A 22,686-nucleotide genomic window follows, 5' to 3' on the forward strand; every position below is an offset into this window, starting at 1 on the left:
CCGACGGTCTCACGATAGTGACGCGAAGGGCCGATGTCACCGGTCGATCCGAACGCGGCATCCGATCGGTCGACGGCTCGTGTCCCACTCGATGCGGCGTCATCCGCCGCGGCGCGCGCGGTGTCCCCGGGAACCTCGCCGGAAACCGTCACCTTCACGAAACGTCCGACGGGCGCGGACCGCCCGTGCGCTGCGTAGGGTTGGGTCATGGCTGCCATCGCGCTCGGCATCCCGGCCGTCCGTCGGGCGCCTTCCGACGCGCCGTCCGTCGACGGCAGGCCGGATGTCGCGGGTCTCGTCGACCGCTACGGGCGCATCGCGCACGACCTCAGGGTGTCCATCACGTCGGCCTGCTCGCTGCGCTGCACGTACTGCATGCCCGCCGAGGGCCTGCCGGTGATCCCGCGGGACGAGCTCCTGTCGGCGGCCGAGATCGGCCGTCTCGTCGGCATCGCCGTGCGCGACCTGGGGATCCGCGAGGTGCGCTTCACCGGTGGGGAGCCGTTGACGCGCGGCGACCTCGTCGAGATCGTGCGGCGGAGCGCCGAGGCCGCTCCCGGCACCCCGCTCGCCCTGACCACGAACGGCATCGGGCTCGACAAGCGCGCCGACGCCCTGCGCGACGCGGGCCTGACGCGCGTCAATGTCTCGCTCGACACGCTCGACCGCGAGCACTTCGCACGGCTGACCCGCCGCGACCGGCTGCCCGCGGTGCTCGCCGGCATCGCGGGGGCGCATCGGGCCGGTCTCGGACCGCTCAAGGTCAACGCCGTGCTCATGCGCGAGACCCTGCACGACGCTCCGGCGCTCCTCGCCTGGGCGATCGAGCACGGGTGCCGGCTCCGCTTCATCGAGCAGATGCCGCTCGACGCCGACGAGGCGTGGCGCCGCGACCACATGGTCGACGCCGAGGAACTGCTCGCCGTGCTGCGCACGCGCTTCGCGCTGACTCCCGTCGGCCGCGAGGATCCCGCTGCGCCTGCCGAGGAATGGCTCGTCGACGGCGGGCCCGCGACCGTCGGCGTCATCGCGTCGGTCACACGTCCGTTCTGCGGCGCGTGCGACCGGACGCGCCTGACCGCGGAAGGGGCCGTGCGCTCGTGCCTCTTCGGGGACGACGAGACCGACCTGCGCGGACTGCTCCGCGCGGGCGCGGGCGACGACGAGATCGCCGACGTCTGGCGTGCGGCGATGTGGGCGAAGAAGGCCGGCCACGGCATCGACGACATCGACTTCGTGCGACCGGTCAGGACGATGGGGGGCATCGGTGGCTGAGACGTCGACGGATGCGGCGGCGTCGACGGACGTGACGGCAGGCGCGCCGACGGCGCCCATGGCCACGGCTGCCGAGCCGACGCCGGCCGTGCCGACGGCGCCCGAGTCGACGGCACCGGGGCGCACGGTGCTCGTGCGGTACTTCGCGGCGGCCGCCGAGGCGGCCGGCCTCGAGGAGGAGCTGATCGAGATCACCGGCGACGGCGGTGACGCTGCGACGGTCGGCGCGCTCGCCGACCTGCTCGTCGCGCGCTACGGGCCGGCGATGGCCCGGGTCGCGGCGAACGGGTCGTTCCTGGTCGACGGCGTGGTTCGGCGCGACCGGGCTGCGCTCGTGGGCGAGCAGGTCGACGTGCTGCCGCCGTTCGCGGGCGGCTGACCGGACTGCTCCGGACGATCCGTCAGCCCGTCACCCCGTCACCCGTCGATCCGTGATCGGCACGCGACCCTGCAAGGGGCGACACCAGCACGTCAGAGGTTGACCCATTCCGTCGTGCCGCCCGCGAGGTGCTGCCGCTTCCAGATCGGCGTGCGTTCCTTGATGCGGTCGACGAGCAGTGCGCAGGCGGCGAACGCCTCCGCGCGGTGCGGGGCGGCGACGGATGCCACGAGCGCGACATCCCCGATACCGAGCGCGCCGACGCGGTGCGCGGCGGCGACGGTCAGCCCGGTCTCACGAGCCACCTCGAGGCAGGTCGCGCGGAGGAAGCGTTCCGCGTCGGGGTGCGCCGAGTAGTCGAGCGCCGAGACCGGATCGCCGTGGTCGTGGTCGCGGATGACGCCCTCGAAGGTCACGAGCGCGCCGTCGCGCTGCGACAGGACGAAGGCCTCGACGGCGACGCGGTCGAGCGGTGCCTCGGTGACGACCGCGTAGACGGTGGGTGCGCCGTCGGCGGGCGGTGCGGGGATGTGGTCGGGTTCAGGCATGCGGTGCGCCTCCGTGCTCGAGGCGATCGGCTTCGCCGGTGTCCATACCCTCCGGTGCGGCCGTGCCCGTCGCGCCGTGCCCGCGATCCCCTACTGCGCCGTGCGCGGCGCTGGTGTCGAGGTCGCCGTGGCGCGGGTGGGTGGCGTGACCCGCGTGGGCCGTGCCAGCCGAGTGGACCGCGCCACCAGCTCGGGCGATGCCACCCGCGTGGGCGGTGCCACCAGCGTGGGCCGTGTCGCCCGCGTGGGCCGTGTCGCCCGCGTGGACCATGTCGTCCCCGTGGCTCCCGCGCGGCGCATGATCCCCGCCCGCGACCTGGTCGACGAGGTGCGGCAGCAGGTCGTCGAGAACGGCGAGCCCGTCGGCGACGCCGCCGCGCGAGCCGGGCAGGTTGACCACGACGGTCCCACCGGCGACCCCGGCGAGCGCGCGGCTCAGCGCCGCGGTGGGCGTGGCGGCCCGACCCGCCGCGCGGATCGCCTCGGCCACTCCGGGCAGCTCGCGATCGAGCAGCGCGAGCGTCGCCTCAGGGGTGCGGTCGGTGGGGCTCACGCCCGTCCCGCCCGTCGTGAGGACGACGGCAGGTCCTTCCTCGACCGCCCCGCGCAGCGCGGTCGCGATGTCGGCGTCCGCGACCACGCGCGGCGCCCCGACCGCGAAGCCGCGCGAGCCGAGCCATTCGACCATCACCGGACCGGTCGTGTCCTCGGCGGCGCCCGCCGCCGCGCGGGTCGAGGCGACGAGCACGATCGCACGACGCGAGGCCGCGGCATCCGTCGCTTCGGCGCTCGCGTCGTGCCCGGGCGCGCGGACCGCCCCGGACACCTCGTGCGACACCGCGTCCGCCTGGAGCGCCGGCCCGGCGTCATCCGCTCGCCACAGCCCGCGCTTGCCGCCGCGCTTCTCGACGAGGCGGATGCCGCCGAGCCGCGCCGCCGGATCGACGGCCTTGACCATGTCGTGCAGCGTCAGGCCCGCGACGGCGACCGCGGTGAGGGCCTCCATCTCGACACCGGTTCGGCCCGTCGTGGACGCGGTGGCACGGATGGTGACCGCGGCGCCATCGAAGCCGAAGTCGATCGACACCGCGTCGAGCGGCACGATGTGCGCGAGCGGGATGAGTTCGCTCGTCCGCTTGGCCGCCGAGATCCCCGCGATGCGGGCGGTCGGCAGCACGTCGGCCTTCTTCAGTCCGTCCGAGCGGACGAGCCCGACGACCTCCTCGGTCGTGTCGAGGCGACCCTCGGCGATCGCGACGCGGCGCGTCACGGGCTTGCCGCCGACGTCGACCATGCGTGCGCGACCGTCGTCGTCGAGGTGCGTGAGTTCGCTCATGGGACGCTCGCTCATAGGAACACGGTATCGACCTCGTCGCCGGCCGCCAGCGCCTCGACCGTCTCCGGGATCACGATGAGCAGTTCGGATGCCGCGAGCGATGCGACCAGGTGCGAACCGGGTCCGCCCACCGCGAGCGCGAGCCCGCCGTCGGTTCGGCGCCCGCGGAGGAACTGACGCTTCCCCGGGACGGAGCGCACGGGCTCGGCGAGCGGCATCCGCTCGGTCGGCGCGGCCGGGAGCCCGGCGATCGCGCGGAGCGACGGCGCGACGAAGAGCGCGAACGAGAGCTGCGCGCTCACGGGATTGCCGGGGAAGCCGATGAGCGGGACCCCGCGGTACACGGCCGTGGCCTGCGGCCCGCCCGGCTGCATCGCGACCGACCCGACCCACGCGCCGAGCGGCTCGACGAGCTCGCGCACGACCTCGTAGGCGCCCTGGGAGATCCCGCCGCTCGTGAGGATGAGCTCGGCGCCCGCGTCGACCGCCGTGTCGAGCTCCGCGCGAAGCCGCTCGACGTCGTCGCGGACGCGCCCGGCGTGCACGACGACGGCACCGCAGGCTGCGACGGCGGACCGCAGCGCGACGCCGTTCGCGTCCGGCAGCTCGCCCGGACCGAGCGGCGCGCCCGGCTCGACGAGCTCGCTGCCCGTGCTGATCACCGCGACCCGCACGCGCTCGCGCACCAGCAGCTCCGTGAGGCCCGAGGCCGCTGCGGCCGCGAGGTGGCGGGGCGCGAGGCGGATGCCGGCCGGCAGCACGTCGTCGCCGGCGGCGAGATCCGACCCGGCCTCGCGCACGTACTCGCCCGCGGTGCGGGCGCGGAGGACGCGGACGCGATCGGGCTCGGCGCCCGGCTCGGTGTCCTCGACCGGGACCACCGCATCGGCGCCGTCGGGCACGGGCGCGCCGGTCATGATCCGCACGGCGGTTCCCGCCGCGAGCGGCGCGGGGGTGCCGGGCGCCGCCGCCGACTCGCCGACGACCGGAAGTTCGACGGGAGCCCCGGCGAGCTCCGACGCCCGCACCGCGAAGCCGTCCATCTGGGCGTTCCGGAACGGCGGCAGGTCGATGGGGGACTCCACGGGCGAGGCGGTGAGGCGACCGAGTGCGTCGGCGACCGCGACCCGCTCGGTCGGCCGGGCGCCGAGCGAGGCGAGGAGGGACCGGACGAACCGGGCGTGCTCGTCGAACGGGATGCGCGTCATCAGTACCTCGTCGATCCGGGGTCCACGTCGAGCGCCCACGCGTCGATGCCGCCGGCCAGGTTCCGCACGTCGGCGAATCCCGAGGCGATCAGGTGCTCGGCGGCCATGCGCGACCGCACGCCGAGGTGGCAGTACACGACCACGGATGTCGCGGGGTCGAGCTCCCGCGTGCGGCCGCCGAGCTCGTGCAGGGGGATCAACGTCGACCCGGAGATCGCGACGAGGTCGGCCTCCCACGGCTCGCGGACGTCGAGCAGGAGCGGCGGGTGGTCGGAGGCGAGCTCCGCGGCGAGCGCGGCCGGCTCGACCTCCGCGGGCACGGCGGGCACGGCGGGCCGGGTCGGTGGCTCGGGAGCGGTGCGTGCCGACGCCACGGCAGCGCCGTGCGCGGCGGACCGCGCCGACGTCGCCGTCTCATCCGTCGCATCCGTCGCATCCGTCGCCCGCGCATATGCGATCTCGCGCGTGCGCCCGGTGAGCGCGTCGTACACCGCGACGCGGCCGAGCATCGGCTCGCCGACGCCGGTGATGAGCTTCAGCACCTCGCCGGCCATGAGTCCGCCGGTGACCGTGCAGACGGAGGGCAGGATGCCGTCGATCTCGCAGCTCAGGCCCGCGTCGGCCGGCGGCTCCGGGAAGAGGTCGCGGTACGAGACGCCGCGGGCCTCCCACGACACCCCGACCTGCCCGGAGAACCGCGCCGCCGACCCCCAGACCAGCGGGATGCCCGCACGCGCGGCGGCGGCGTCGGCGACGTAGCGCGTCAGGATGTCGTCCGTGCCGTCGACCACGAGGTCGGCGTCGGCGAGCAGCTCGCCGGCGTTGCCCTCGTCGAACCGCGCGCGGACCCCGTGCACCGTCGCATCGGGTGCGAGGAGCGCCGCGGCATCCGTCGCGGACTCGACCTTCGCACGACCGACGTCGGCGTCGTGGTGCAGGGTCTGGCGGTGCAGGTTGGTGGGCTCGACCACGTCGTCGTCGACGAGCGTGAGCCGCCCGACGCCCGCTGCGGCGAGCACCGGGATGACGGCGCTGCCGAGCCCGCCGGCGCCGAGGACGACCACATGGGACTCCGCGAGCCGGCGCTGGCCGTCCCCGCCGACACCGGGGAGCACACGCTGACGTGCGTATCGCGGGGAATCCGGATCGATGGGCATGGCTCGATTCTCGCAGCACGGCTACCCGATCGGCCCGGCCCAGGCAATCCCTGCCGTCTTCACAGCTACGCCGCCTACCGTCGAACACGGGCCATGGTGGGACGTGCTGCGGTCCGCCGCCGCGGAGCACCGATCCACGAGTGCTTGCGCGACGCGGATGAATGCGGAAGCGTGATGAGGGGGCCTCGATGAGCCGAACGACAGGAGCACCGCCCGGCGCCGGTGACCGGGCGTCGACCGACATCGTGCGCCTGGTCCGCGACCTCATCCCGCAACGCCCCCGATTCCTGCGCGGCCCGCGCATCCCGGACGGCATCCGCGCCCCGGTGATCGTCACCGAGCGCCTGCGCCTCAGGCCCCACCGCCTCGCCGACGCCGAGACCTGGTACGAGCTCCAGTCCGATCCGGCCGTCGTCGAGCATCTCTCCTGGCCGCTCCGGACCCGTGCCGAGTCGTTCGTGCACCTGCTCAACCGGACCCGCCACAACCGGCTCGAGCAGAAGGACGACTTCCTCGCGCTGGCGGTGGTCCAGGGCGACCACCTCATCGGCGACGCATCGCTGCACCTGCGGACCCTCGATCCCGGTGCCCGTCGCCTCGAGGTGGGCTGGGTGATCGGACCGAAGTGGCAGGGCAAGGGGTACGCCGCCGAGGCCGGCCTCGCGATGCTCCGGCTGGCCTTCGACGACCTCGACGCGGCGGTGGTCGAGGCGCACATGACGGTCGGCAACGCCGCGTCGAAGGCGCTGGCGGAACGGCTCGGCTTCCGCGAGGTCTCGAACGACGGGACGACGCGGATCATGGCACTTGATGCGGAACGCTTCCGGGAGCTGCACGCGCGGTGACGCCGGGCGCGGCAGTCCCTCGCCCACTGGACCGCATCCGCTTCCGCGGATAGATTCGCAGTATGGAAACGCATTCGCGGATCGCATCGTGACGTCGTTCCGCATCAGTGAGGCCGCGGCGCTGCTCGGCGTGAGCGATGACACGGTGCGCCGGTGGGCGGAGGCCGGCCGGATCGAACTCGAACGCGGCCCCAACGGCATGCGCATGGTCGACGGCACCGAGATCGTCCGCGTGCTCGGCGACGAGCCGGGGGGCGGCGCCCTCGCCGAGGCGTTCCCGCTCGCTCGCGCGTCGGCACGCAACCGCTTCGTGGGGCTCGTCACGGCCGTGCGGCGCGACGGCGTGATGGCCCAGGTCGAGCTGCGCGCGGGCCCGTTCCGGATCGTCTCGCTCATGAGTCGCGAGGCGGCCGACGAGCTCGGGCTCGAGCCCGGAATGCTCGCCGCGGCGAGTGCGAAGGCGACGGTCGTCTCGATCGAGCTGCCCGCGGGCGTCGAGGGGTGAGGCGGATGCCGCGTGCTCGCGCCGCGCGCGCCGGGCTCGCCGTCGCCGCGATCGCCGCACTCGCCGGGTGCTCGGGCGGCACGGGCGATGCGGGTGGCGCGGCGGCGGAGGCGAGCGCGCGGGGAACGCCGTCGACGGGCGTGCTCGAGTCGGGCACGCTCACGGTCTTCGCGGCGGCGTCGCTCACCGAGGCGTTCGAGGAGCTCGCCGAGCGGTTCGAGGCACGACACCCCGAGGTCGAGGTGGTGCTGAACCACGGCGGCAGCGCCGCCCTCGCGCAGCAGGTGATCGCCGGCGCTCCGGCGGACGTGTTCGCGGCGGCGGCCGAGGCGCCGATGGCGGACCTCGCCGACGCCGGCCTGGCCGCCGACGCGACGGTGTTCGCGACGAACACGCTCCAGCTCGCGGTGCCCGCGGGCAATCCCGCCGGCATCGCCGGGCTCGACGACCTCGCGCGGGACGAACTCCGCATCGCGCTCTGCGACGAGCGCGTGCCGTGCGGCTCGGCCGCCGTCGAACTCCTCGCACTGGAGGGCGTCGACGCGGCTCCCGACACCCTCGAGTCCGACGTGAAGGCCGTGCTGACCAAGGTCGCGCTCGGCGAGGTCGACGCGGGGCTCGTCTACCGGACCGACGTCCGTGCAGCCGGCTCGCAGGTCGAGGGCGTGGAGGTCGCCACCGCGGCATCCGTCGTCAACCGCTACCCGATCGCCGTCCTCGATGGCGCACCGCACCCCGTCGCGGCCGACGCGTTCGCGGAGTTCGTCACCGGTCCCGACGGCCGCGACGTGCTCGATCGACTCGGATTCGGCGCGCCGTGAGCGCGCCGGGGTCGCCCGGCATCGCGGACGGGCGAGGCGGTACCCGGCCGGGCACCTCCCGTCGGGGCGCGCCGCGTCCGCACGGCGGGCTCGCCTGGCCGGTCGCCGTGCTCGCCGCCCTCGGGCTCGCGGTGCTCGTGCTGCCGCTCGTCGCGCTCGTCGGGCGGGCGCCGTGGGGCGAGCTCGGCGAGCTGCTCGCGCGCGAGTCGGTGCTCGAGGCGCTCGTGCTCTCGCTCGGCACGGCGATCATCGCGACGGGCGCGTGCCTCGTGCTCGGCGTGCCGCTCGCGGCACTGCTCGCCCGAGCGGCGGCCTGGCCGACGCCCGCCCGCCGGTTGCTCCGTGCGGCGGTGACGGTGCCGCTCGTGCTCCCGCCGGTGGTCGGGGGCATCGCGCTGCTGCTCCTGCTCGGCCGGCGCGGGATCCTCGGCGGCATCCTCGACGACCTGTTCGGCATCACGATCCCCTTCACGACCGGCGCGGTGGTGCTCGCGCAGGTGTTCGTCGCGCTGCCGTTCCTCGTGTTCGCCGTCGAGGGCGCCCTGCGCTCGACCGATCGGCGCACCGAGCTGGCGGCGGCCACGCTCGGCGCATCGCGCTGGCAGGTGTTCCGGCACGTCACGCTCCCGCTCGTCGCGCCGGGGGTCGCCGCCGGGGCCGTCCTGTGCTTCACGCGGGCGCTCGGCGAGTTCGGCGCCACGATCACGTTCGCCGGTTCGCTGCCAGGGGTGACGCGCACGCTCCCGATCGCGAGCTACCTGGCGATGCAGACCGACCCCGACGAGGCGATCGCGCTCGCGCTGCTGCTGCTCGCGGTGTCGGTCGGCGTGCTGCTGCTGCTCCGCGACCGGTGGCTGCCCGGGGTGCGCGGGTGATCGGCGCGCGCGCTCGCCCCGAGCTCCACGCCGACGTCTCCGTCACGCGGGGCACGCATCACGTCGAGGCCGCGTTCGACGTCCGGCCGGGACATCCGCTCGCCGTCCTCGGCCCCAACGGGGCCGGCAAGTCGACCCTGCTCGCCGCGATCGCCGGCCTCGTTCCCGTCGACGCGGGGCACGTGCGGATCGGCGATCGCGAGGTGGACCGCCTCCCGCCCGAGCGGCGGCGGATCGGCGTGCTGTTCCAGGACTACGTGCTCTTCCCGCACCTCACGGTGCGCGACAACGTCGCGTTCGCGGCGCGCATGCGCGGATCGCGGCAGGCGGCCCGCGCGTCCGCGGATCCCTGGCTCGAGCGGTACGGGCTGGCGCCGCTCGCCGACCGGCTGCCCGGCGAGCTCTCCGGCGGACAGGCGCAGCGCGTCGCCCTCGCGCGGGCGCTCGCGGCCGAGCCCGAGGTGCTCCTGCTCGACGAGCCGATGTCGGCGCTCGACGTCGAGGTGCGGCACGACATGCGCGCCGAACTCGCGCAGCACGTGCGCGAGTTCGGCGGCGCGACCGTGGTCGTCACCCACAGCCGGGCGGATGCCGCGACCCTCGCCGATCACGTGCTCGTGCTCGAGGACGGCCGCGTGACGCAGCGGGGCACGCTCGAGGACCTGGCCGCGGCGCCCGCCACGGCGTACGTGCGGCGGATGCTCGCGACGCCGGCCGAGTGATCCGGCGCGCGGGCGCCGCGCTCGAGGGATGCCGATTCAGCGCGGCGTGTCGAAGTGGACCTCGACGGCGTCGGCCTCCACGACCTCGGACCACGACCACACCGCGAACCGGAACTCCGCGACCGCGCACGTCGGCATGTGCTCGATCTCGCCCGACAGCCGGTAGGCGAGATCGGACATGCCCGGGTCGTGTGCCACGACCATCGCGGTGCCGACCTCCTCGCCGAGCTCGCCGACGACCCCGAGGATCAGGTCGGGTCCCGCGCCGTAGAGCCGCTCGTCGAGCACGAGCGACTGGCCGGGCAGGTCGAGCTCGGCGATCATCGCCTCGGCCGTGGTCCGCGCCCGGAGGGCGGTGCTCGCGCGGACGGCGTCGGGGACGACGCCGCGGTCACGGAGGCGCCGCGCCATCTCGGGTGCGTCGCGTCGGCCGCGCTCGTTCAGCGGGCGGTCGTGGTCGGCGAGCGTCGGGTCGCCCCACGCCGACTTCGCGTGGCGCACGAGCACGAGCGTCTTCATGGGCCCGAGTCTGCCACTGCGCCTGCGGGGAGTCGATGGGCCGGAGCGCCGTCCGGCGATCGGCGCCGGGCTACGCCGTGCCGGCGGCCGACGGCTCCTCTGGCTCCGGCGCAAGCCGACGCGTGAGGCCCGCCGCGAACTCGAGCACGCAGAGCGCGGCGAGGCGGACCGTGCGTCCGTCGGCGGCATCCGCGGTCGCGTCGATCTCGACGAGGTCGGCGCTCCGGACGCGGGGGTCGCCGGCCGCTTCACGCACGAGCGCGCGGAGCTCCCACGCCGCGAGGCCCCCCGGCACCGACGCGGGGCACGCCGGCACGACCGAGCGATCGCACGCATCGACGTCGACGTCGAGGTGCACCGGTCCGCCGGCGGCGCCCGCGATCTCGAGCGCCTCCGCCATGACGAGGTGCGGCGGGCGGTGGTGCAGCTCGTCGCGGTGGATGACGGTGATCCCGAGGTCGGCGGCGCGGCGCGCGTACGCGGCGGAGTTCGCGAAGTCCTGGATGCCGATCTGCACGATGCGGCTCGGGTCGAGCCCCGCCTCGATCAGGCGGCGCACGGGCGAGCCGTTCGAGACGCCGTCGCGCAGGTCGTAGTGCGCGTCGATCGTCACGAGTCCGGCCGTGCCGAGATCTGCGCCCCACGCACCGAGGGCGGTCGCGACCGTCACCGAGTTGTCGCCGCCGAGGGCCACGAGTGCGGCCGCGTGAGCGGGTGATCCCGTCGCGTCCGGCGCCCCGGTGTGCCCCAGCACCTCGGCGACCCGCGCGCGCGTGCGCGCCTCGCCCGCCTCGCCGTCCGGCTCGTCGATGTCGCCCGCATCCACGATCGCGAGTTCACCGAGGTCGACGACGCCCGGCGGCCGCGCCCCGGAGGCGGCGGGGTCCCGGAACGGGTCCCTGGAGCGGTCGGGCACGAGCGTCGCGCTGTACCGACGCAGCGCGTCGCGGATCGCCGCCGGCGTCGCGTGCGCCGCGGTCGGCGAGAGCGAGGTGCGCCAGGCGGGTACGCCGAGGATCGCGAGGTCGACGCGGGCGCCGGCGGCGAGATCGTGGAAGCCGGGCCATCCGCCCGCCCGGGGCCAGAGCGGGTCGCGCGAGAGCGTCATGGTTCGACGCTAGTGAAGCGGATGCCGCGGCGGCAGGTCGCGCGACGCGATCCGTCTGCGATCCCGGACGTACCCGCGCCGACGCACGGGCGGGATCGCGGAATCGCAGCCCTCAGCGCGCCAGGGCCTCGAGGAACGCGCGTTCCCGCGGCGGGGCGAGCCCCGCCCGTCGCTCGCGAGCGAGTCCCGCCTCGCGCTCCCAGGCGAGCACGTCGGCGAGCAGCTCGCGGTACGAGCGCAGGCCGAGCCCCTCGCCACGGGCCGCCGCGTTCGAGCGGTCGAGGAAGGCGCCCCAGGTCGGATCGGCGATCCAGAGCGGCATCGAGTCCGGTCCGGCCCACTCGGCGATCCCGAGGTCGGCGAGGCGGTCGGGTGCGACCGCGACCATGTCGCCCCGATGTCCGCCGAGCTCCCGCGAGATCGCGAGCCACTCGGCGAACGTCGTGCGTTCGCCGACCACGTCGAACGTGCCCGCGAGCCCGCGCTCGACGCCGTCGAGGACGAACCGGACGAGGTCGCGGACGTCGACGGCCTGCACCGCGGCATCCGGGATGTCCGGCACGAGCATGGGCTCGTCGTCGCGCGCAGCTCGGGCGACCCAGTATCCGGCGCGGTCCGACGGATCGCCGGGCCCGGCGATCAGCCCCGGCCGCACCACCAGCAGGCGGGCCTCGGGCACCGCCGCGCGCCATGCCGCCTCGCACGCGACCTTGCCCTCGCCGTAGGTCTCGGGCGTGGACTCGTCACCGGCGAGCGCGGGCAGCAGCTCGGCCGATTCGTCGGCGCCGCGCACGTCGTGGCGCGCGTAGACGCTGCAGGACGACACGAACACGACCCTGCGCGCCCGCTGGCCGAGGACGGCGGCGGCGCGGCGGGCATGGCCCGGCTGGCGAGTGAGGTCGACCACGGCGTCCCAGTCCCGGTCGACCACCGAGGCGTAGGCCACGTCGCCAGGTGCGTCGCGATCGGCGACGACGAGATCGGCGCCCGGTGCCGCCGCGCCCGCCTCACCGCGTGCGAGACACGTCACGAGATGCCCTCGCGCCAGCGCCTCCGTCGCGATCATGCGCCCGAGCCACTGCGTCCCGCCGAGGATGAGGAGGTCCATGCGCCCATCAGAGCACGCCCGATCCGACGGCGGGCGCGTGTTCACGCAGCGCGAACCCGCGGGGACGCGGAATCCGCCCGCCGACGCCCGGCCAGCCGGATGCCGAGCTTGCGGAGCTCCTCGACCCAGAGCACCGACGACGCCATCGCGACGCACACCGCCCAGTGCGCGGCATCCAGCGACGCCGTGCCGAAGGCCACCTGCAGGGGCGCCCACGAGACGACGGCGACCTGCAGCAGCACGGCGAGTGCGACCGCGCCCCACAGCCAGCGGTTCGCGAACACGGACCGGAACGCGCTCGACGTCGCGGAGCGGGCATTGAACGCGGTGAACAGCCCGGCGAACACGAGGGTGGTGAACCCGGCCGTCCTCGCGACCTCGAACGTGTCGGCGCCGCCCGGGATCAGTCCGCCCGGCAGGAAGGCGTCCATCGTGATCAGCGTCGCGATCGCGATCACGATGCCCGTGGTCGCGATGCCGATCCACATGCCGAGGTCGATCGCCCGGTCGTGCAGGCCCCGCGGCGGTCGCGCCATGACGTCGTCGACCTCGGGGTCGACGCCCATCGCGAGCGCGGGACCGGAGTCGGTGACGAGGTTGATCCAGAGGATCTGCGTCGCGAGCAGCGGCAGCACGACCGCCTCGTCGGAGGCGCCGGCGAAGCCGAGGACCCCCGCGAAGACGACGCCGAGGAAGACCGTGAGCACCTCGCCCATGTTCGAGTAGAGCAGGTAGCGGAGGAACTTCCGGATGTTGTCGAAGATCACCCGGCCCTCGCGCACGGCGTGCACGATGGTCGCGAAGTCGTCGTCGGCGAGCACCATCTTCGCCGCCTCCTTGGTGACCTCGGTGCCCGTGATGCCCATGGCGATGCCGATGTCGGCCGACTTCAGCGCGGGCGCGTCGTTCACGCCGTCGCCGGTCATCGCGACCACGAGCCCCTCCGCCTGGAGCGCGTCGACGATCCGGAGCTTGTGCTCGGGCGCGACACGAGCGAAGACCGAGACCGTGCGGACCGCGTCGCGCAGCTGCCGGTCGGTCATGCCGTCCAGGCGTGCACCGGGCAGGGCGATGCCGTCCTCGCCGATGATCCCGAGGTCGCGCGCGATGCGCGCCGCGGTCGCCGGGTGATCGCCGGTGATCATGACGACGCGGATGCCGGCGGCGTGCGCGTCCGCGATGGCCGACCGCACCTCGGGCCGCGGCGGGTCGATGATGCCCACGACCCCCGCGTAGACGAGATCCTCCTCCGCGTCCTCGTCGAACCCCGCGGCATCCGGCCGCCCGTCGCCGCCCGCCAGTTCGGGCGCCGGCCGGTACGCGACCGCGAGGGTGCGGAACGCCTCCTCCGACAGCGTCTCGACTTCGGCGAGCGCGCGGGCGCGTCGGACGGGGTCGAGCGGAACGACGCCGTCGCCGACCTGCACGCGCGTGCAGTGCTGCAGGAGCACGTCGGGCGCGCCCTTGCTGAGCACGACGAGGTCTCCGCCCTCGCGCCGGTGCGCGGTCGACATCATCTTGCGCTCCGAGCTGAAGGGAACCTCGCCCACGCGGCCGTACTGCGCGGCCTCCTCGGCCGCGCCCGCGACCTTGCGCGCCGCGACGAGGAAGGCGGCCTCGGTCGGGTCGCCCTCGATCTCCCAGCGGCCGTCGTGCTGGGCGAGCTGCGCGTCGTTGACGAGCGATCCGGCGCCGAGCACGAGCCGCGCCTCGGAGAGGAGCGGTCCCTCCGCGAGTTCGCGGCCCGTCGCGGTCGCGTCGCCGACGGGCGCGTAGCCGACCCCGCCGAGGTCGACGGTGCCCGAGGCCGTGACGACGCGCTGGATCGTCATCTCGTTGGTCGTCAGCGTTCCGGTCTTGTCGGTGCAGATGACGGATGCCGACCCGAGCGTCTCCACGCTCGAGAGCTGCTTCACGACCGCGTTGCGGCGCGCCATCCGCTGCACGCCGAGTGCGAGGACGAGCGACATGATCGCGGGGAGGCCCTCGGGCACCGCGGCCACGGCGAGCGAGACGCCGAGCAGGAGCACGGTCACGAAGTCCTCGGCCGTGTCGACCCCCTGGACGATCGTCACCGTCAGCATCACGACGATCGCGATCCCGACGACGATGCGGCCGAGCATCCGACCCAGGTGATCGACCTCGACCTGGAGCGGCGTCGGCTCCTCGATCGTCTCGTCGAGCATGGTCGCGATCGTGCCCATCTCGGTCGCCATGCCGGTCCCGGTGACGATGGCGCGCCCGGTGCCGCGGCTGACGGCCGTGCCCGCGAACACCATGTCGCGGCGGTCTCCGAGCGGCACGCGATGCTCGAGCGTCGCCGGGTCCTTCTCCACGGCCTCGCTCTCGCCCGTGAGGGACGCCTCGGCGACGCGCAGGGCGTTCGCCCGGACGAGCCGCGCGTCGGCCCCCACCCGGTCGCCCTCGGCGAGCGCGAGCACGTCGCCGGGCACGAGCTCGTCGCTCGGCACGGTGCGGAGCCCGCCGTCGCGGAGTACCGTCGAGTGGGCGCGCGTCATCACGGCGAGCGCCGCCACGGCCCGCTCGGCGCGGGACTCCTGCACGAGGCCCAGGACGGCGTTCAGCGCGATGATCGCGAGGATCACGAGCGCATCGATGGGCCAGCCGTGCGCCCCCTCGACGATCCAGGCGACGACCGAGACGACGACCGCGGCGAGGAGGAGCAGGATGAGCGGGTCGGCGAGCTGTGCGAGGACCCGCCGCCAGACGGGCACGCGACGGGCCGGCCTGAGCTCGTTGGCGCCGTGGCTGCGCAGCCGCTCGTCGACGTCGGCGGCGGCGAGTCCGGTCTCCGGGTCGACGCCGAGGCGCCCGGCGACGTCGGCGGGATCCTCGCAGGCGGGGTCGAGGTCGCGAGGCGTCGGCATGCGTCCATCGTGTGCACGGGCGACGGCGGGTCGCAACGGGCGATCGGCCCGTGAAGCGTGGACGGGGCGGGCACGCGGGGAATGGATTCGGGGCTCGGGCGTTGTAGTGGATACCCCATAGGGGTATGGTGACGGAAACGGGGAGGCCTGAGATGCGCGCAGGACGTGAGACGGACCGAGGGCACGACGTGCACGGGCACGGGCACGGGCACGACGAGCAGGAGCACGATGCCGCTGGGACGGCCGAGGACCTCCGGATGGCGGCGCACTCCGAGCACCCCTCCGCGACAGCGCACGGCGCGCACGCCGGCCACGACATGACGGGGCACGACATGTCGGGCAACGACATGTCGGGCCACGGCGGGCACGGCGGCCACGGCGATCACGTCGGCCGGTTCCGCCGCCTCTTCTGGATCATGCTGGTCATCGCGATCCCGACGATCGCCTTCAGCGGCATGTTCGCCGACCTCATCGGGTACCAGCTGCCCGACGCCGCCTGGGTCGCCTGGGTCTCGCCGGTGCTCGGCACGGTCATGTACGTCTGGGGCGGTTCGCCGTTCCTCACCGGAGCGTGGTCCGAGCTGAAGGCCCGCACGCCCGGCATGATGCTGCTCATCGGCCTGGCGATCACGGTCGCCTACGGAGCCTCGCTCGGCGCGAGCCTCGGCCTCCTCCCCCACCACCTCGACTTCTGGTGGGAGCTCGCGCTCCTCATCGTCATCATGCTGCTCGGCCACTGGATCGAGATGCGCTCGCTCGCCGCGACGTCGTCGGCGCTCGACGCGCTCGCGGCGCTGCTGCCCGACGAGGCCGAACGCGTGACCGAGGCGGGCGTCGAGACCGTCTCGCCCGCCGACCTCGCCCTCGGCGACACGGTCATCGTGCGCCCCGGCGGCCGGGTCCCCGCCGACGGCGAGGTCGTCGACGGCACCGCCGCGATGGACGAGTCGATGATCACGGGCGAGTCCCGCACCGTGAGCCGCGGCCCGGGCGAGCACGTCGTGGCCGGAACGGTCGCGACCGACACCGCGATCCGCGTCCGCGTCGGCGCGGTCGGCGACGACACCGCGCTCGCCGGCATCCAGCGCCTGGTGGCCCAGGCCCAGTCGTCGAGCACGCGCGCGCAGCGCCTCGCCGACCGCGCGGCCGGGTGGCTGTTCTGGTTCGCACTCATCGCCGCGGCGATCACCGGCATCGTCTGGGCGCTCGTCGGGCTGCCCGACGAGGGCGTCATCCACACCGTCACCGTGCTCGTGATCGCCTGCCCCCACGCGCTCGGGCTCGCGATCCCCCTCGTCGTGCAGATCTCGACCGAGCGCGCGGCGCGCGGCGGGGTGCTCGTCACCGACCGCCTCGCCCTCGAGACGATGCGCACGGTCGGCGCGGTCCTGTTCGACAAGACCGGCACCCTGACCAGGGGCGAGCCGACGGTGACGGATGCCGCGGCCTCGCCGGGACACGACCTCGACGAGGTGCTCGGGCTCGCGGCAGCCGCGGAGCACGACTCGGAGCACCCGCTCGCGAAGGCGATCGTGGCCGACGCCGAGCGCCGCGGACTCGCCCTCCGGCCCGCGTCGGACTTCGCCGCGTCCGCCGCGATCGGCGTGACCGCACGGGTCGACGGCCGCGAGGTGCACGTGGGCGGTCCCGGCATGCTCGAGCGCGAGGGCCTCGAGCCGCTCCCCGGGTCCCGCGACTGGGCCGAGCGCGGGTCGACCGTGCTGCACGTCGTCGTGGGCGACGAGGTCGCGGGTGCGATCGCGCTCGCCGACGAGGTGCGGCCCGAGTCCCGCGAGGCGGTCGAGGCGCTGCACGCGCTCGACATCCAGGTCGTCATGATCACGGGCGATGCCGAGCCCGTCGCACGCACGGTCGCCGAGGAGCTCGGCATCGACCGGGTGTTTGCGGGAGTGCGCCCGGAGGACAAGGCCGCGAAGGTGCAGGAGCTGCAGCGCGAGGGCCTCTCGGTCGCCATGGTCGGCGACGGCGTGAACGACGCGCCTGCGCTCGCCCAGGCCGACGTCGGCATCGCCATCGGCGCGGGAACGGATGTCGCGATCGCGTCCGCCGGCGTCATCCTCGCCTCGAGCGACCCGCGGTCCGTGCTCTCGGTCATCGAGCTCTCGCGGGCGTCGTACCGCAAGATGAAGCAGAACCTCTGGTGGGCGGCCGGCTACAACCTCGTCTCGGTGCCCCTCGCGGCGGGCGTGCTCGCCCCGATCGGGTTCGTCCTCCCGATGTCGGTCGGCGCCATCCTGATGTCGCTGTCGACCGTGATCGTCGCGGCCAACGCGCAGCTGCTGCGCCGGCTCGACCTCCGGCCCGAGGCGTCCACGCAGGCGGTGCTCGAGCGGGCGTGAGGCGCACGCCCGCACCGGGTCCGGCGGTCGACCGCCGGACCCGTCCCTCGAGCCGCACGACGGCGTAGGCTCGCGGTCATGGAAGACGAGTCCATCGCCGTGCTCGTGACCGGGGCCGAACGCCGACTGCTCGAGCCCGAGACCAGGCGCGACCCGAGCGCGCTCGAGGACCTGCTCGACGAGTCGTTCCGCGAGATCGGCCGGAGCGGCCGGCTGTGGACGCGCGACGAGCTCATCGACGTGATGACCGGGCCCGACGCCGTCGACGTGCAGTCGGCCGTCGTCACGGGCGAGCACGTCGAGCTCGTGGCATCCGACCTCGCCCTGCTCACCTACACGCTCGACGCCGACGGCATGCGCAGCCGGCGCAGTTCGCTCTGGCGGATCAGCGGCGACCGCCCGCGGATGCTCTTCCACCAGGGCACGCCCCTCGGGCCGCGCATCGGCTGACCTGGGATCGTTCGGACCTCAGGACGCCGGGGTCGCACGGCGCTCCAGGGCTTCGATGACGGTCTCGGCGATGTCGATGTCGTAGAGCCGCTCGACGCTCTGGAACCCGCCCGGACTTTCCGCGTTGATCTCCACCACCGTGCTGTCGATCACGTCGATGCCGACGAAGAACATGCCATCGGCGACGAGCTTGTCGCCGATCGCCTCGACGATGCCGAGCTCGGCCTCGCCGACCTCGAGGGGCACCGATCGACCGCCGGTGCTGATGTTGGCGCGCGGATCGTTGCCGGTGGGCACGCGTCGGAGGGCGGCCGGCCTGCCGTCGCGCTCGAGGAGGCGGCCCTCCAGCAGGAAGATCCGGGCATCGCCGTCCCTGGATCCGTCGATGAACTCCTGGATGATGGCGTAACCGTCCTGGGGGACCGCCTCCGTCATCTGCGCGAGGTCGGTCTCCTCCGGGCCCCCGATCAATGCGACGTCGATCGGCGAACGCGCCGAGTTCAGCGCGCGGGCGCCGCAGGCACTGCGAGCGCGACGAGGTCGTTGAGGTCCGAGAGGATCGCGTCGTGGTGCACCGACGCGAGCTCGGGTCGGCGGGCGGATCCGCTCAGCACGCCGACGAGCCATCCGGCCCCCGCAGCCCGACCTGCCTCGAGCATGACGATCGAGTCGCCGGCCACCAGCACCTGCCGCACGTCGAGCGTGCCGGTGAGCTCCATCGCGTGATGCACCGCGAAGGGCGCGGGCGGGGCGGATGCCACGTCGTCGACGGCCACGACGGCGTCGACCGTGTGCGGTGCGCGGAGGTCGTCGGACACCGACCAGCCGAGCCGGCCCAGCAGTCGGGTCGCGGCGTCGTGCGAACCCTCGCACACGAGCACGACGCGCACGCCGCGTCGGCGCAGTTCGGCGAGTGACGCCTCCACGCCGCGGACGAGCAGCGGCGGCGCCGCGGCATCCGTCGACCGCCGGATCACCGCGCCCTCGAACGCCAGCACGGCCAGGGTGATCATCGAGCGGCCTCCGATGCGGCGCAGCGCCCGCGGCCCGGGCCGGCGCTCACGGCCGGGCCCCGGCAGGGTGCGAGCGGGTCAGCGGCGTGCGGCGGTCGACCTCGTTCTCGATCGTGAAGGTCGCGAGCTCGGGGCGGTACCGGTCGTCGGCGTAGGCGATCGGACGACGCGCGGAGTCGAAGGTGATGCGCCGCTCGCGGAGGAGCGGGCTGCCCGAGCCGACCTCGAGTACCTCGGAGTCGAGCGGGTTGGCGGCGACCGCGTCGATCGTGTGCCGCGCCCGGCGCAGGTCGACCCCGCGGGCGACGAGGTGCGCGTGCAGCGACCCGCGGTCGCAGTCGAGGTCGTCGAGGAGGGTGCCGATCTCGGGTGGGAAGGAGCTGCGCTCCACCATCGTCGGCACGCCGTCGAGCAGTCGGACGCGGACGACCTGCGTCACCGTGGCACCCTCATCGAGCCCGAGGAAGCCCGCGACGGTCGACGGCGCGGGGCGCATTCCCGCCTCGAGGGTGCGCTGACCGGGCTCGCGACCGATCGCCCGCGCCCACTCGGTGAAGGACGTGAACGTCGAGAAGGGCTGGGTCGGCACGACGCGCCCGACGAGGGGCGGACGCCCGCGGCCGCCGACGACGTACCCCTCCTCGCGCAGCACGGCGAGCGCCCGGCGCACCGGGCCGCGGCTCGTGCCGAACTCGCGGCAGAGCGCCGCCTCGCTCGGCAGGCGCATGCCCGCGGACCAGTCGCCGCGCCCGATGCGCTCGCGGAGGGTGTCGTGCACCCGCTCGTGGAGCGGCACCTCGGTGGACATGCAACGACCGTACGGAGTGGGCGTGGGCCTCGGGGTGGGCACGATGCGACGGGACGGTGAAGCTTCGGTGAACCGCGGGCGAACCGCCCCGGCGGCGGTCGGTCCGGTCGATCGCGCGGCGGTCCGCGGCGGTCCGCGCCGCTTCGCGCCTGGTTCAGCGCACGCCCGGGGTCACCTCCCGGGCCCGCCGGAGCAGCCGGACGAACGCGTCCAGGTCGAGACGGTCGAGGCTCGTGACCGAGATCGCGGCGGAGCCGACCTTCACACGACCGAGCTCGGGCGCGAACCGCTGGACCAGGTACGCGCCGTCCTCGGCGGCGTTCACGTAGATGCTGAGGTGCTTGGCCTGGTCGGCGAGCCCGACGAGGAACCAGTCGACGGAGCCGCCCTTCGGGCGCGGTTGCGTGACGGCGCCGTACCCGATGATCGCCTGCTCGGTGCCGCCCCAGAACACGCCCTCCCAGAGCGCGCGCTCGAGCCCGGCGAACTCGGCGGAGACGACCCGGTCGAGCTCGCGGATCGCATCGGCGCGCTCGCCGTCGAGCGCGGCGAGGACGGCGTCGACGTCACGGTCGGTGCGTTCCATGTCCCGATCATGGCACCGGCCGCGGACGTCCGGGAGGGGTGATCCCGGATGACGCGCTGCGTCAGGCGCGCCAGGGCAGGGTGAGCGCCTCGACGGCGGATCCGGCCTCGACGCCCTCGGGAGGGACCACGAGCACGACATCGGTCGCGGCGAGTCCGCGGAGCATGCCCGACCCGACGTGGGCGACGGGGGCGGCGACCTGCTCCACCGCACCCGACAGCGTCGCGGGGACGAGGCCGGTCGAATCCGCGCGGCCGGGAAGGTCCACCCCCGCGAGGACCGTGCGGGGCACGGCATCCGTTCCGGTCCAGGCGGCGAGGAGCGGCGCACCGAGTGCGACGAGCCCGAGCATCGCCGCGAGCGGATTGCCCGGCAGTCCGAGGACCAGCCGATCGGAGGCGCGCGCGAGCAGCGTCGGGCCGGCGGGCCGGGTCGCCATGCCGGGCACGATGAGCTCGGCGCCCTCGGCGGCGAGCGCGGCGCGCACGTGGTCGGCGCTCGAGCGGCCGGTGCCGCCCGTCGTGACGACGAGGTCGACGTCATCCGCAGTGAGCGCGCTCCGCGTGGCCTGCTGGTCGTCGCCGATCCGGTGGGTCGCGACGACCTCCGCGCCGAGCGCCTCGAGCGTCGCGGGCAGCGCGACCCCGAAGCTGTCGCGCACCTGGCCGACCAGGGGGACGCCCGACTCGACGACCTCGTCGCCGGTGAGGACCAGCGCCACCCTGGGACGTCGCACGACCGAGAGGTCGTCGACGCCGGTCGCCGCCGCGAGGGCGATGCGCGGCGGGGTCAGGACGGCGCCGGCCTCGAGCACGACGTCACCGGCCGCCGCCTCCACACCGGCCGGCCGGACGTGCCGACGACCCCGGACATCGTGGAGGCCGGTCCCGCCGACCGGTTCCAGCATGCCGCCGGCGACGCGCCCGGCCTCGACGCGCAGCACGGCGTCCGCGCCATCCGGGACCGGGGCGCCCGTCGCGATCTCGAACGCGTCACCCGGTTCGAGCGCCAGGACCGGGTCGCCGCGGTCGAGCACGCGCCACGGCGCCGGCCCGCGCACGGCCCAGCCGTCCATCGCGGCCGACGCGAAGTGCGGCAGCGGGATGGCGGTCACCAGCCGCTCGGCGAGCACCCGTCCGATCGCGGCGGCGAGCGGTACGCGTTCGCTCCGTGCGACGGGAGCGGCGGCGCGTGCCCTGACGCGCGCCTCCGACCAGGGGATGGCGCCGGTCACGAGCCGGCGAGTCGGCGGACGCGATCGAGTGCGTCGGCCGCAGCGGCATCCGGATCGGCCCCCGATGCCGCGGCGAGCCCGGCCGCATAGCCCGCGAGGTACGTCGTGACCGGCGCCGCCGGCCGGATCACGGCGTGCGCGGCGACGCCCGCGACGCCGAGCACGCGATCGAGGTCGAGCGGCGCGCCCGCGATGTCGAGTTCCTCGCGCACGCGGTCGGCCCATTCGGCCAGGACGCGGTGGAGGTCGGCCTCGTCGCTCATGTCGTCATTCCTTCCGTCGCGCCGGTCGCGCCCGCGGCGCGGGCGTCGGCCCAGGTGTCCACGTCCATGGTGGCCCGTCCGCGGAGCGGCACGTCGACCAGCCGCAACGCGGCGACCAATCGGCGCATCGACGCCCCCTCGAGCGGCACGGTCGCAGCGATCGCCGCATCGAGGGCCGGGCGCCGCACGAGCGAGGTCAGGTACTGCGCGCGGCCGGCGCCGTCGACGGCCTGAACGCCGTCGACGTGCTCGGGGTCGGACGCGACGAGCGCCGCGACGAGCGGGTCGATCGCCTCCCCGACGAACGGCTGGTCGCCCGCGAGCAGCAGCACGGCGGATGCCTCGTCGTCGGTCCGCGCGGCGGCACCGACCTGGGGCAGCGCGGCCACTCCGGCCGCCACCGCGGCCGCGGGCCCGGCGAACGCGGGCTCCTCGCGGACGACGACGACGTCGGGCGGCAGCTCCGACCCGCCGACCTCGCCGACGACGACGCGTCGTCGAGCCGGGCCCGCTGCGGCCACGACCCGCTCGAGCAGCGTCCGGCCCTCGACGCGCAGGTCGCCCTTCACGATGCCGCCGAGCCGCTCGGCGCGACCGCCCATGAGGATCACCGCGCCGATCACGACAACGGGTTCACTGTCCACGCGTTCACTGTAGATCCCGCGCCGCCGCGCAGGA

24 protein-coding genes are annotated in these 22,686 nt (G+C 74.8%); 9 read left to right on the forward strand and 15 right to left on the reverse strand.

Going from position 1 to position 22,686, the window contains the following annotated elements:
• Positions 1–207 precede the first annotated feature (207 nt).
• Positions 208–1,275, forward strand: coding sequence for a GTP 3',8-cyclase MoaA (gene moaA / locus ACULK2_RS15570; protein ID WP_445969965.1), 1,068 nt, complete (start codon positions 208–210; stop codon positions 1,273–1,275).
• Positions 1,268–1,654, forward strand: coding sequence for a MoaD/ThiS family protein (locus tag ACULK2_RS15575; protein ID WP_445969966.1), 387 nt, complete (start codon positions 1,268–1,270; stop codon positions 1,652–1,654). Before moaA ends, ACULK2_RS15575 begins: the two co-directional genes overlap by 8 nt.
• Positions 1,655–1,746: 92 nt before the next feature.
• Here ACULK2_RS15575 and ACULK2_RS15580 read toward each other — a convergent pair whose 3' ends face one another.
• Genes ACULK2_RS15580 through ACULK2_RS15595 form a run of 4 tightly spaced genes read right to left on the reverse strand, consistent with a single transcriptional unit; the run spans position 1,747 to position 5,903 of the window.
• On the reverse strand, positions 1,747–2,202 hold the full coding sequence (locus ACULK2_RS15580; protein WP_445969967.1) for a molybdenum cofactor biosynthesis protein MoaE: 456 nt from the start codon (positions 2,200–2,202) through the stop codon (positions 1,747–1,749).
• Positions 2,195–3,553, reverse strand: a complete 1,359-nt coding sequence (moaCB, locus tag ACULK2_RS15585; protein WP_445969968.1) for a bifunctional molybdenum cofactor biosynthesis protein MoaC/MoaB — start codon at positions 3,551–3,553, stop codon at positions 2,195–2,197. Before moaCB ends, ACULK2_RS15580 begins: the two co-directional genes overlap by 8 nt.
• Complete coding sequence (locus ACULK2_RS15590; RefSeq protein ID WP_445969969.1) at positions 3,550–4,746, reverse strand: molybdopterin molybdotransferase MoeA; 1,197 nt, start codon at positions 4,744–4,746, stop codon at positions 3,550–3,552. The genes moaCB and ACULK2_RS15590 overlap by 4 nt, the downstream gene beginning before the upstream one ends.
• Positions 4,746–5,903 (reverse strand): ThiF family adenylyltransferase, encoded by a 1,158-nt coding sequence (locus ACULK2_RS15595; RefSeq protein ID WP_445969970.1) that lies wholly within the window; start codon positions 5,901–5,903, stop codon positions 4,746–4,748. The genes ACULK2_RS15590 and ACULK2_RS15595 overlap by 1 nt, the downstream gene beginning before the upstream one ends.
• 188 nt (positions 5,904–6,091) lie before the next feature.
• Here ACULK2_RS15595 and ACULK2_RS15600 point away from each other — a divergent pair, with 188 nt between their 5' ends.
• The 5 genes from ACULK2_RS15600 to ACULK2_RS15620 all read left to right on the forward strand — a co-directional run bounded on the left by ACULK2_RS15600 (position 6,092) and on the right by ACULK2_RS15620 (position 9,671).
• Positions 6,092–6,748, forward strand: a complete 657-nt coding sequence (locus tag ACULK2_RS15600; protein ID WP_445969971.1) for a GNAT family N-acetyltransferase — start codon at positions 6,092–6,094, stop codon at positions 6,746–6,748.
• An 88-nt stretch (positions 6,749–6,836) separates the two neighbouring features.
• A complete protein-coding gene (locus ACULK2_RS15605; RefSeq protein ID WP_445969972.1) occupies positions 6,837–7,253 on the forward strand; it encodes a TOBE domain-containing protein in 417 nt (138 codons plus the stop codon).
• A gap of 5 nt (positions 7,254–7,258) precedes the next feature.
• Positions 7,259–8,074, forward strand: coding sequence for a molybdate ABC transporter substrate-binding protein (gene modA, locus ACULK2_RS15610; RefSeq protein WP_445969973.1), 816 nt, complete (start codon positions 7,259–7,261; stop codon positions 8,072–8,074).
• Positions 8,071–8,949, forward strand: a complete 879-nt coding sequence (locus tag ACULK2_RS15615; RefSeq protein WP_445969974.1) for an ABC transporter permease — start codon at positions 8,071–8,073, stop codon at positions 8,947–8,949. Before modA ends, ACULK2_RS15615 begins: the two co-directional genes overlap by 4 nt.
• A complete protein-coding gene (locus ACULK2_RS15620) occupies positions 8,946–9,671 on the forward strand; it encodes an ABC transporter ATP-binding protein (protein ID WP_445969975.1) in 726 nt (241 codons plus the stop codon). The genes ACULK2_RS15615 and ACULK2_RS15620 overlap by 4 nt, the downstream gene beginning before the upstream one ends.
• 36 nt (positions 9,672–9,707) lie before the next feature.
• Here the strand turns inward: ACULK2_RS15620 and ACULK2_RS15625 are convergent, their stop codons facing one another.
• The 4 genes from ACULK2_RS15625 to ACULK2_RS15640 form a co-directional block, all read right to left on the reverse strand.
• The gene (locus tag ACULK2_RS15625; RefSeq protein ID WP_445969976.1) at positions 9,708–10,190 is read right to left on the reverse strand and encodes a SixA phosphatase family protein; all 483 of its coding nucleotides are present in this window, start codon (positions 10,188–10,190) and stop codon (positions 9,708–9,710) included.
• Between the two features lie 70 nt (positions 10,191–10,260).
• Positions 10,261–11,298, reverse strand: a complete 1,038-nt coding sequence (locus ACULK2_RS15630) for an arginase family protein (RefSeq protein ID WP_445969977.1) — start codon at positions 11,296–11,298, stop codon at positions 10,261–10,263.
• Positions 11,299–11,410: 112 nt separating this feature from the next.
• Entirely contained in the window at positions 11,411–12,406 is a 996-nt protein-coding gene (locus tag ACULK2_RS15635; RefSeq protein ID WP_445969978.1) for an NAD-dependent epimerase/dehydratase family protein, read from the reverse strand.
• A gap of 41 nt (positions 12,407–12,447) precedes the next feature.
• A complete protein-coding gene (locus tag ACULK2_RS15640; protein ID WP_445969979.1) occupies positions 12,448–15,294 on the reverse strand; it encodes a cation-translocating P-type ATPase in 2,847 nt (948 codons plus the stop codon).
• Positions 15,295–15,446: 152 nt separating this feature from the next.
• Here ACULK2_RS15640 and ACULK2_RS15645 point away from each other — a divergent pair, with 152 nt between their 5' ends.
• Together ACULK2_RS15645 and ACULK2_RS15650 are read left to right on the forward strand one after the other, a co-directional pair.
• Positions 15,447–17,654: a copper-translocating P-type ATPase gene (locus tag ACULK2_RS15645; RefSeq protein WP_445969980.1), complete on the forward strand. Its 2,208-nt coding sequence runs from the start codon at positions 15,447–15,449 to the stop codon at positions 17,652–17,654.
• Between the two features lie 78 nt (positions 17,655–17,732).
• Positions 17,733–18,104 (forward strand): nuclear transport factor 2 family protein, encoded by a 372-nt coding sequence (locus ACULK2_RS15650; protein WP_445969981.1) that lies wholly within the window; start codon positions 17,733–17,735, stop codon positions 18,102–18,104.
• Between the two features lie 18 nt (positions 18,105–18,122).
• Here ACULK2_RS15650 and ACULK2_RS15655 read toward each other — a convergent pair whose 3' ends face one another.
• The 7 genes from ACULK2_RS15655 to mobA form a co-directional block, all read right to left on the reverse strand.
• On the reverse strand, positions 18,123–18,575 hold the full coding sequence (locus ACULK2_RS15655; protein ID WP_445969982.1) for an ATP-grasp domain-containing protein: 453 nt from the start codon (positions 18,573–18,575) through the stop codon (positions 18,123–18,125).
• 29 nt (positions 18,576–18,604) lie between these two features.
• Positions 18,605–19,117 carry an HAD family hydrolase gene (locus tag ACULK2_RS15660; RefSeq protein ID WP_445969983.1) on the reverse strand — a complete coding sequence of 171 codons (513 nt, stop codon included), beginning with the start codon at positions 19,115–19,117 and terminating at the stop codon, positions 18,605–18,607.
• 46 nt (positions 19,118–19,163) lie between these two features.
• The gene (locus tag ACULK2_RS15665) at positions 19,164–19,925 is read right to left on the reverse strand and encodes a GntR family transcriptional regulator (RefSeq protein ID WP_445969984.1); all 762 of its coding nucleotides are present in this window, start codon (positions 19,923–19,925) and stop codon (positions 19,164–19,166) included.
• Positions 19,926–20,079: 154 nt separating this feature from the next.
• On the reverse strand, positions 20,080–20,511 hold the full coding sequence (locus ACULK2_RS15670) for a hypothetical protein (protein WP_445969985.1): 432 nt from the start codon (positions 20,509–20,511) through the stop codon (positions 20,080–20,082).
• Positions 20,512–20,572: 61 nt separating this feature from the next.
• Positions 20,573–21,745 (reverse strand): molybdopterin molybdotransferase MoeA, encoded by a 1,173-nt coding sequence (locus ACULK2_RS15675; RefSeq protein WP_445969986.1) that lies wholly within the window; start codon positions 21,743–21,745, stop codon positions 20,573–20,575.
• Complete coding sequence (locus tag ACULK2_RS15680; protein ID WP_445969987.1) at positions 21,742–22,008, reverse strand: DUF6457 domain-containing protein; 267 nt, start codon at positions 22,006–22,008, stop codon at positions 21,742–21,744. Before ACULK2_RS15680 ends, ACULK2_RS15675 begins: the two co-directional genes overlap by 4 nt.
• Positions 22,005–22,652 carry a molybdenum cofactor guanylyltransferase gene (mobA, locus tag ACULK2_RS15685; protein WP_445969988.1) on the reverse strand — a complete coding sequence of 216 codons (648 nt, stop codon included), beginning with the start codon at positions 22,650–22,652 and terminating at the stop codon, positions 22,005–22,007. Before mobA ends, ACULK2_RS15680 begins: the two co-directional genes overlap by 4 nt.
• Positions 22,653–22,686: the final 34 nt, after the last annotated feature.

Source organism: Agromyces molybdatiresistens (assembly GCF_052748445.2).

Coding starts and splice junctions, on each gene's coding strand:
- ACULK2_RS15580 (WP_445969967.1), bottom strand. CDS start 2,202: ATGCCTGAACCCGACCACATCCCCGCACCGCCCGCCGACGGCGCACCC.
- ACULK2_RS15630 (WP_445969977.1), bottom strand. CDS start 11,298: ATGACGCTCTCGCGCGACCCGCTCTGGCCCCGGGCGGGCGGATGGCCC.
- ACULK2_RS15590 (WP_445969969.1), bottom strand. CDS start 4,746: ATGACGCGCATCCCGTTCGACGAGCACGCCCGGTTCGTCCGGTCCCTC.
- ACULK2_RS15650 (WP_445969981.1), top strand. CDS start 17,733: ATGGAAGACGAGTCCATCGCCGTGCTCGTGACCGGGGCCGAACGCCGA.
- ACULK2_RS15595 (WP_445969970.1), bottom strand. CDS start 5,903: ATGCCCATCGATCCGGATTCCCCGCGATACGCACGTCAGCGTGTGCTC.
- ACULK2_RS15670 (WP_445969985.1), bottom strand. CDS start 20,511: ATGGAACGCACCGACCGTGACGTCGACGCCGTCCTCGCCGCGCTCGAC.
- ACULK2_RS15625 (WP_445969976.1), bottom strand. CDS start 10,190: ATGAAGACGCTCGTGCTCGTGCGCCACGCGAAGTCGGCGTGGGGCGAC.
- ACULK2_RS15645 (WP_445969980.1), top strand. CDS start 15,447: ATGCGCGCAGGACGTGAGACGGACCGAGGGCACGACGTGCACGGGCAC.
- ACULK2_RS15635 (WP_445969978.1), bottom strand. CDS start 12,406: ATGGACCTCCTCATCCTCGGCGGGACGCAGTGGCTCGGGCGCATGATC.
- ACULK2_RS15640 (WP_445969979.1), bottom strand. CDS start 15,294: ATGCCGACGCCTCGCGACCTCGACCCCGCCTGCGAGGATCCCGCCGAC.
- moaCB (WP_445969968.1), bottom strand. CDS start 3,553: ATGAGCGAGCGTCCCATGAGCGAACTCACGCACCTCGACGACGACGGT.
- moaA (WP_445969965.1), top strand. CDS start 208: ATGGCTGCCATCGCGCTCGGCATCCCGGCCGTCCGTCGGGCGCCTTCC.
- modA (WP_445969973.1), top strand. CDS start 7,259: ATGCCGCGTGCTCGCGCCGCGCGCGCCGGGCTCGCCGTCGCCGCGATC.
- ACULK2_RS15680 (WP_445969987.1), bottom strand. CDS start 22,008: ATGAGCGACGAGGCCGACCTCCACCGCGTCCTGGCCGAATGGGCCGAC.
- ACULK2_RS15600 (WP_445969971.1), top strand. CDS start 6,092: ATGAGCCGAACGACAGGAGCACCGCCCGGCGCCGGTGACCGGGCGTCG.
- ACULK2_RS15660 (WP_445969983.1), bottom strand. CDS start 19,117: ATGATCACCCTGGCCGTGCTGGCGTTCGAGGGCGCGGTGATCCGGCGG.
- ACULK2_RS15665 (WP_445969984.1), bottom strand. CDS start 19,925: ATGTCCACCGAGGTGCCGCTCCACGAGCGGGTGCACGACACCCTCCGC.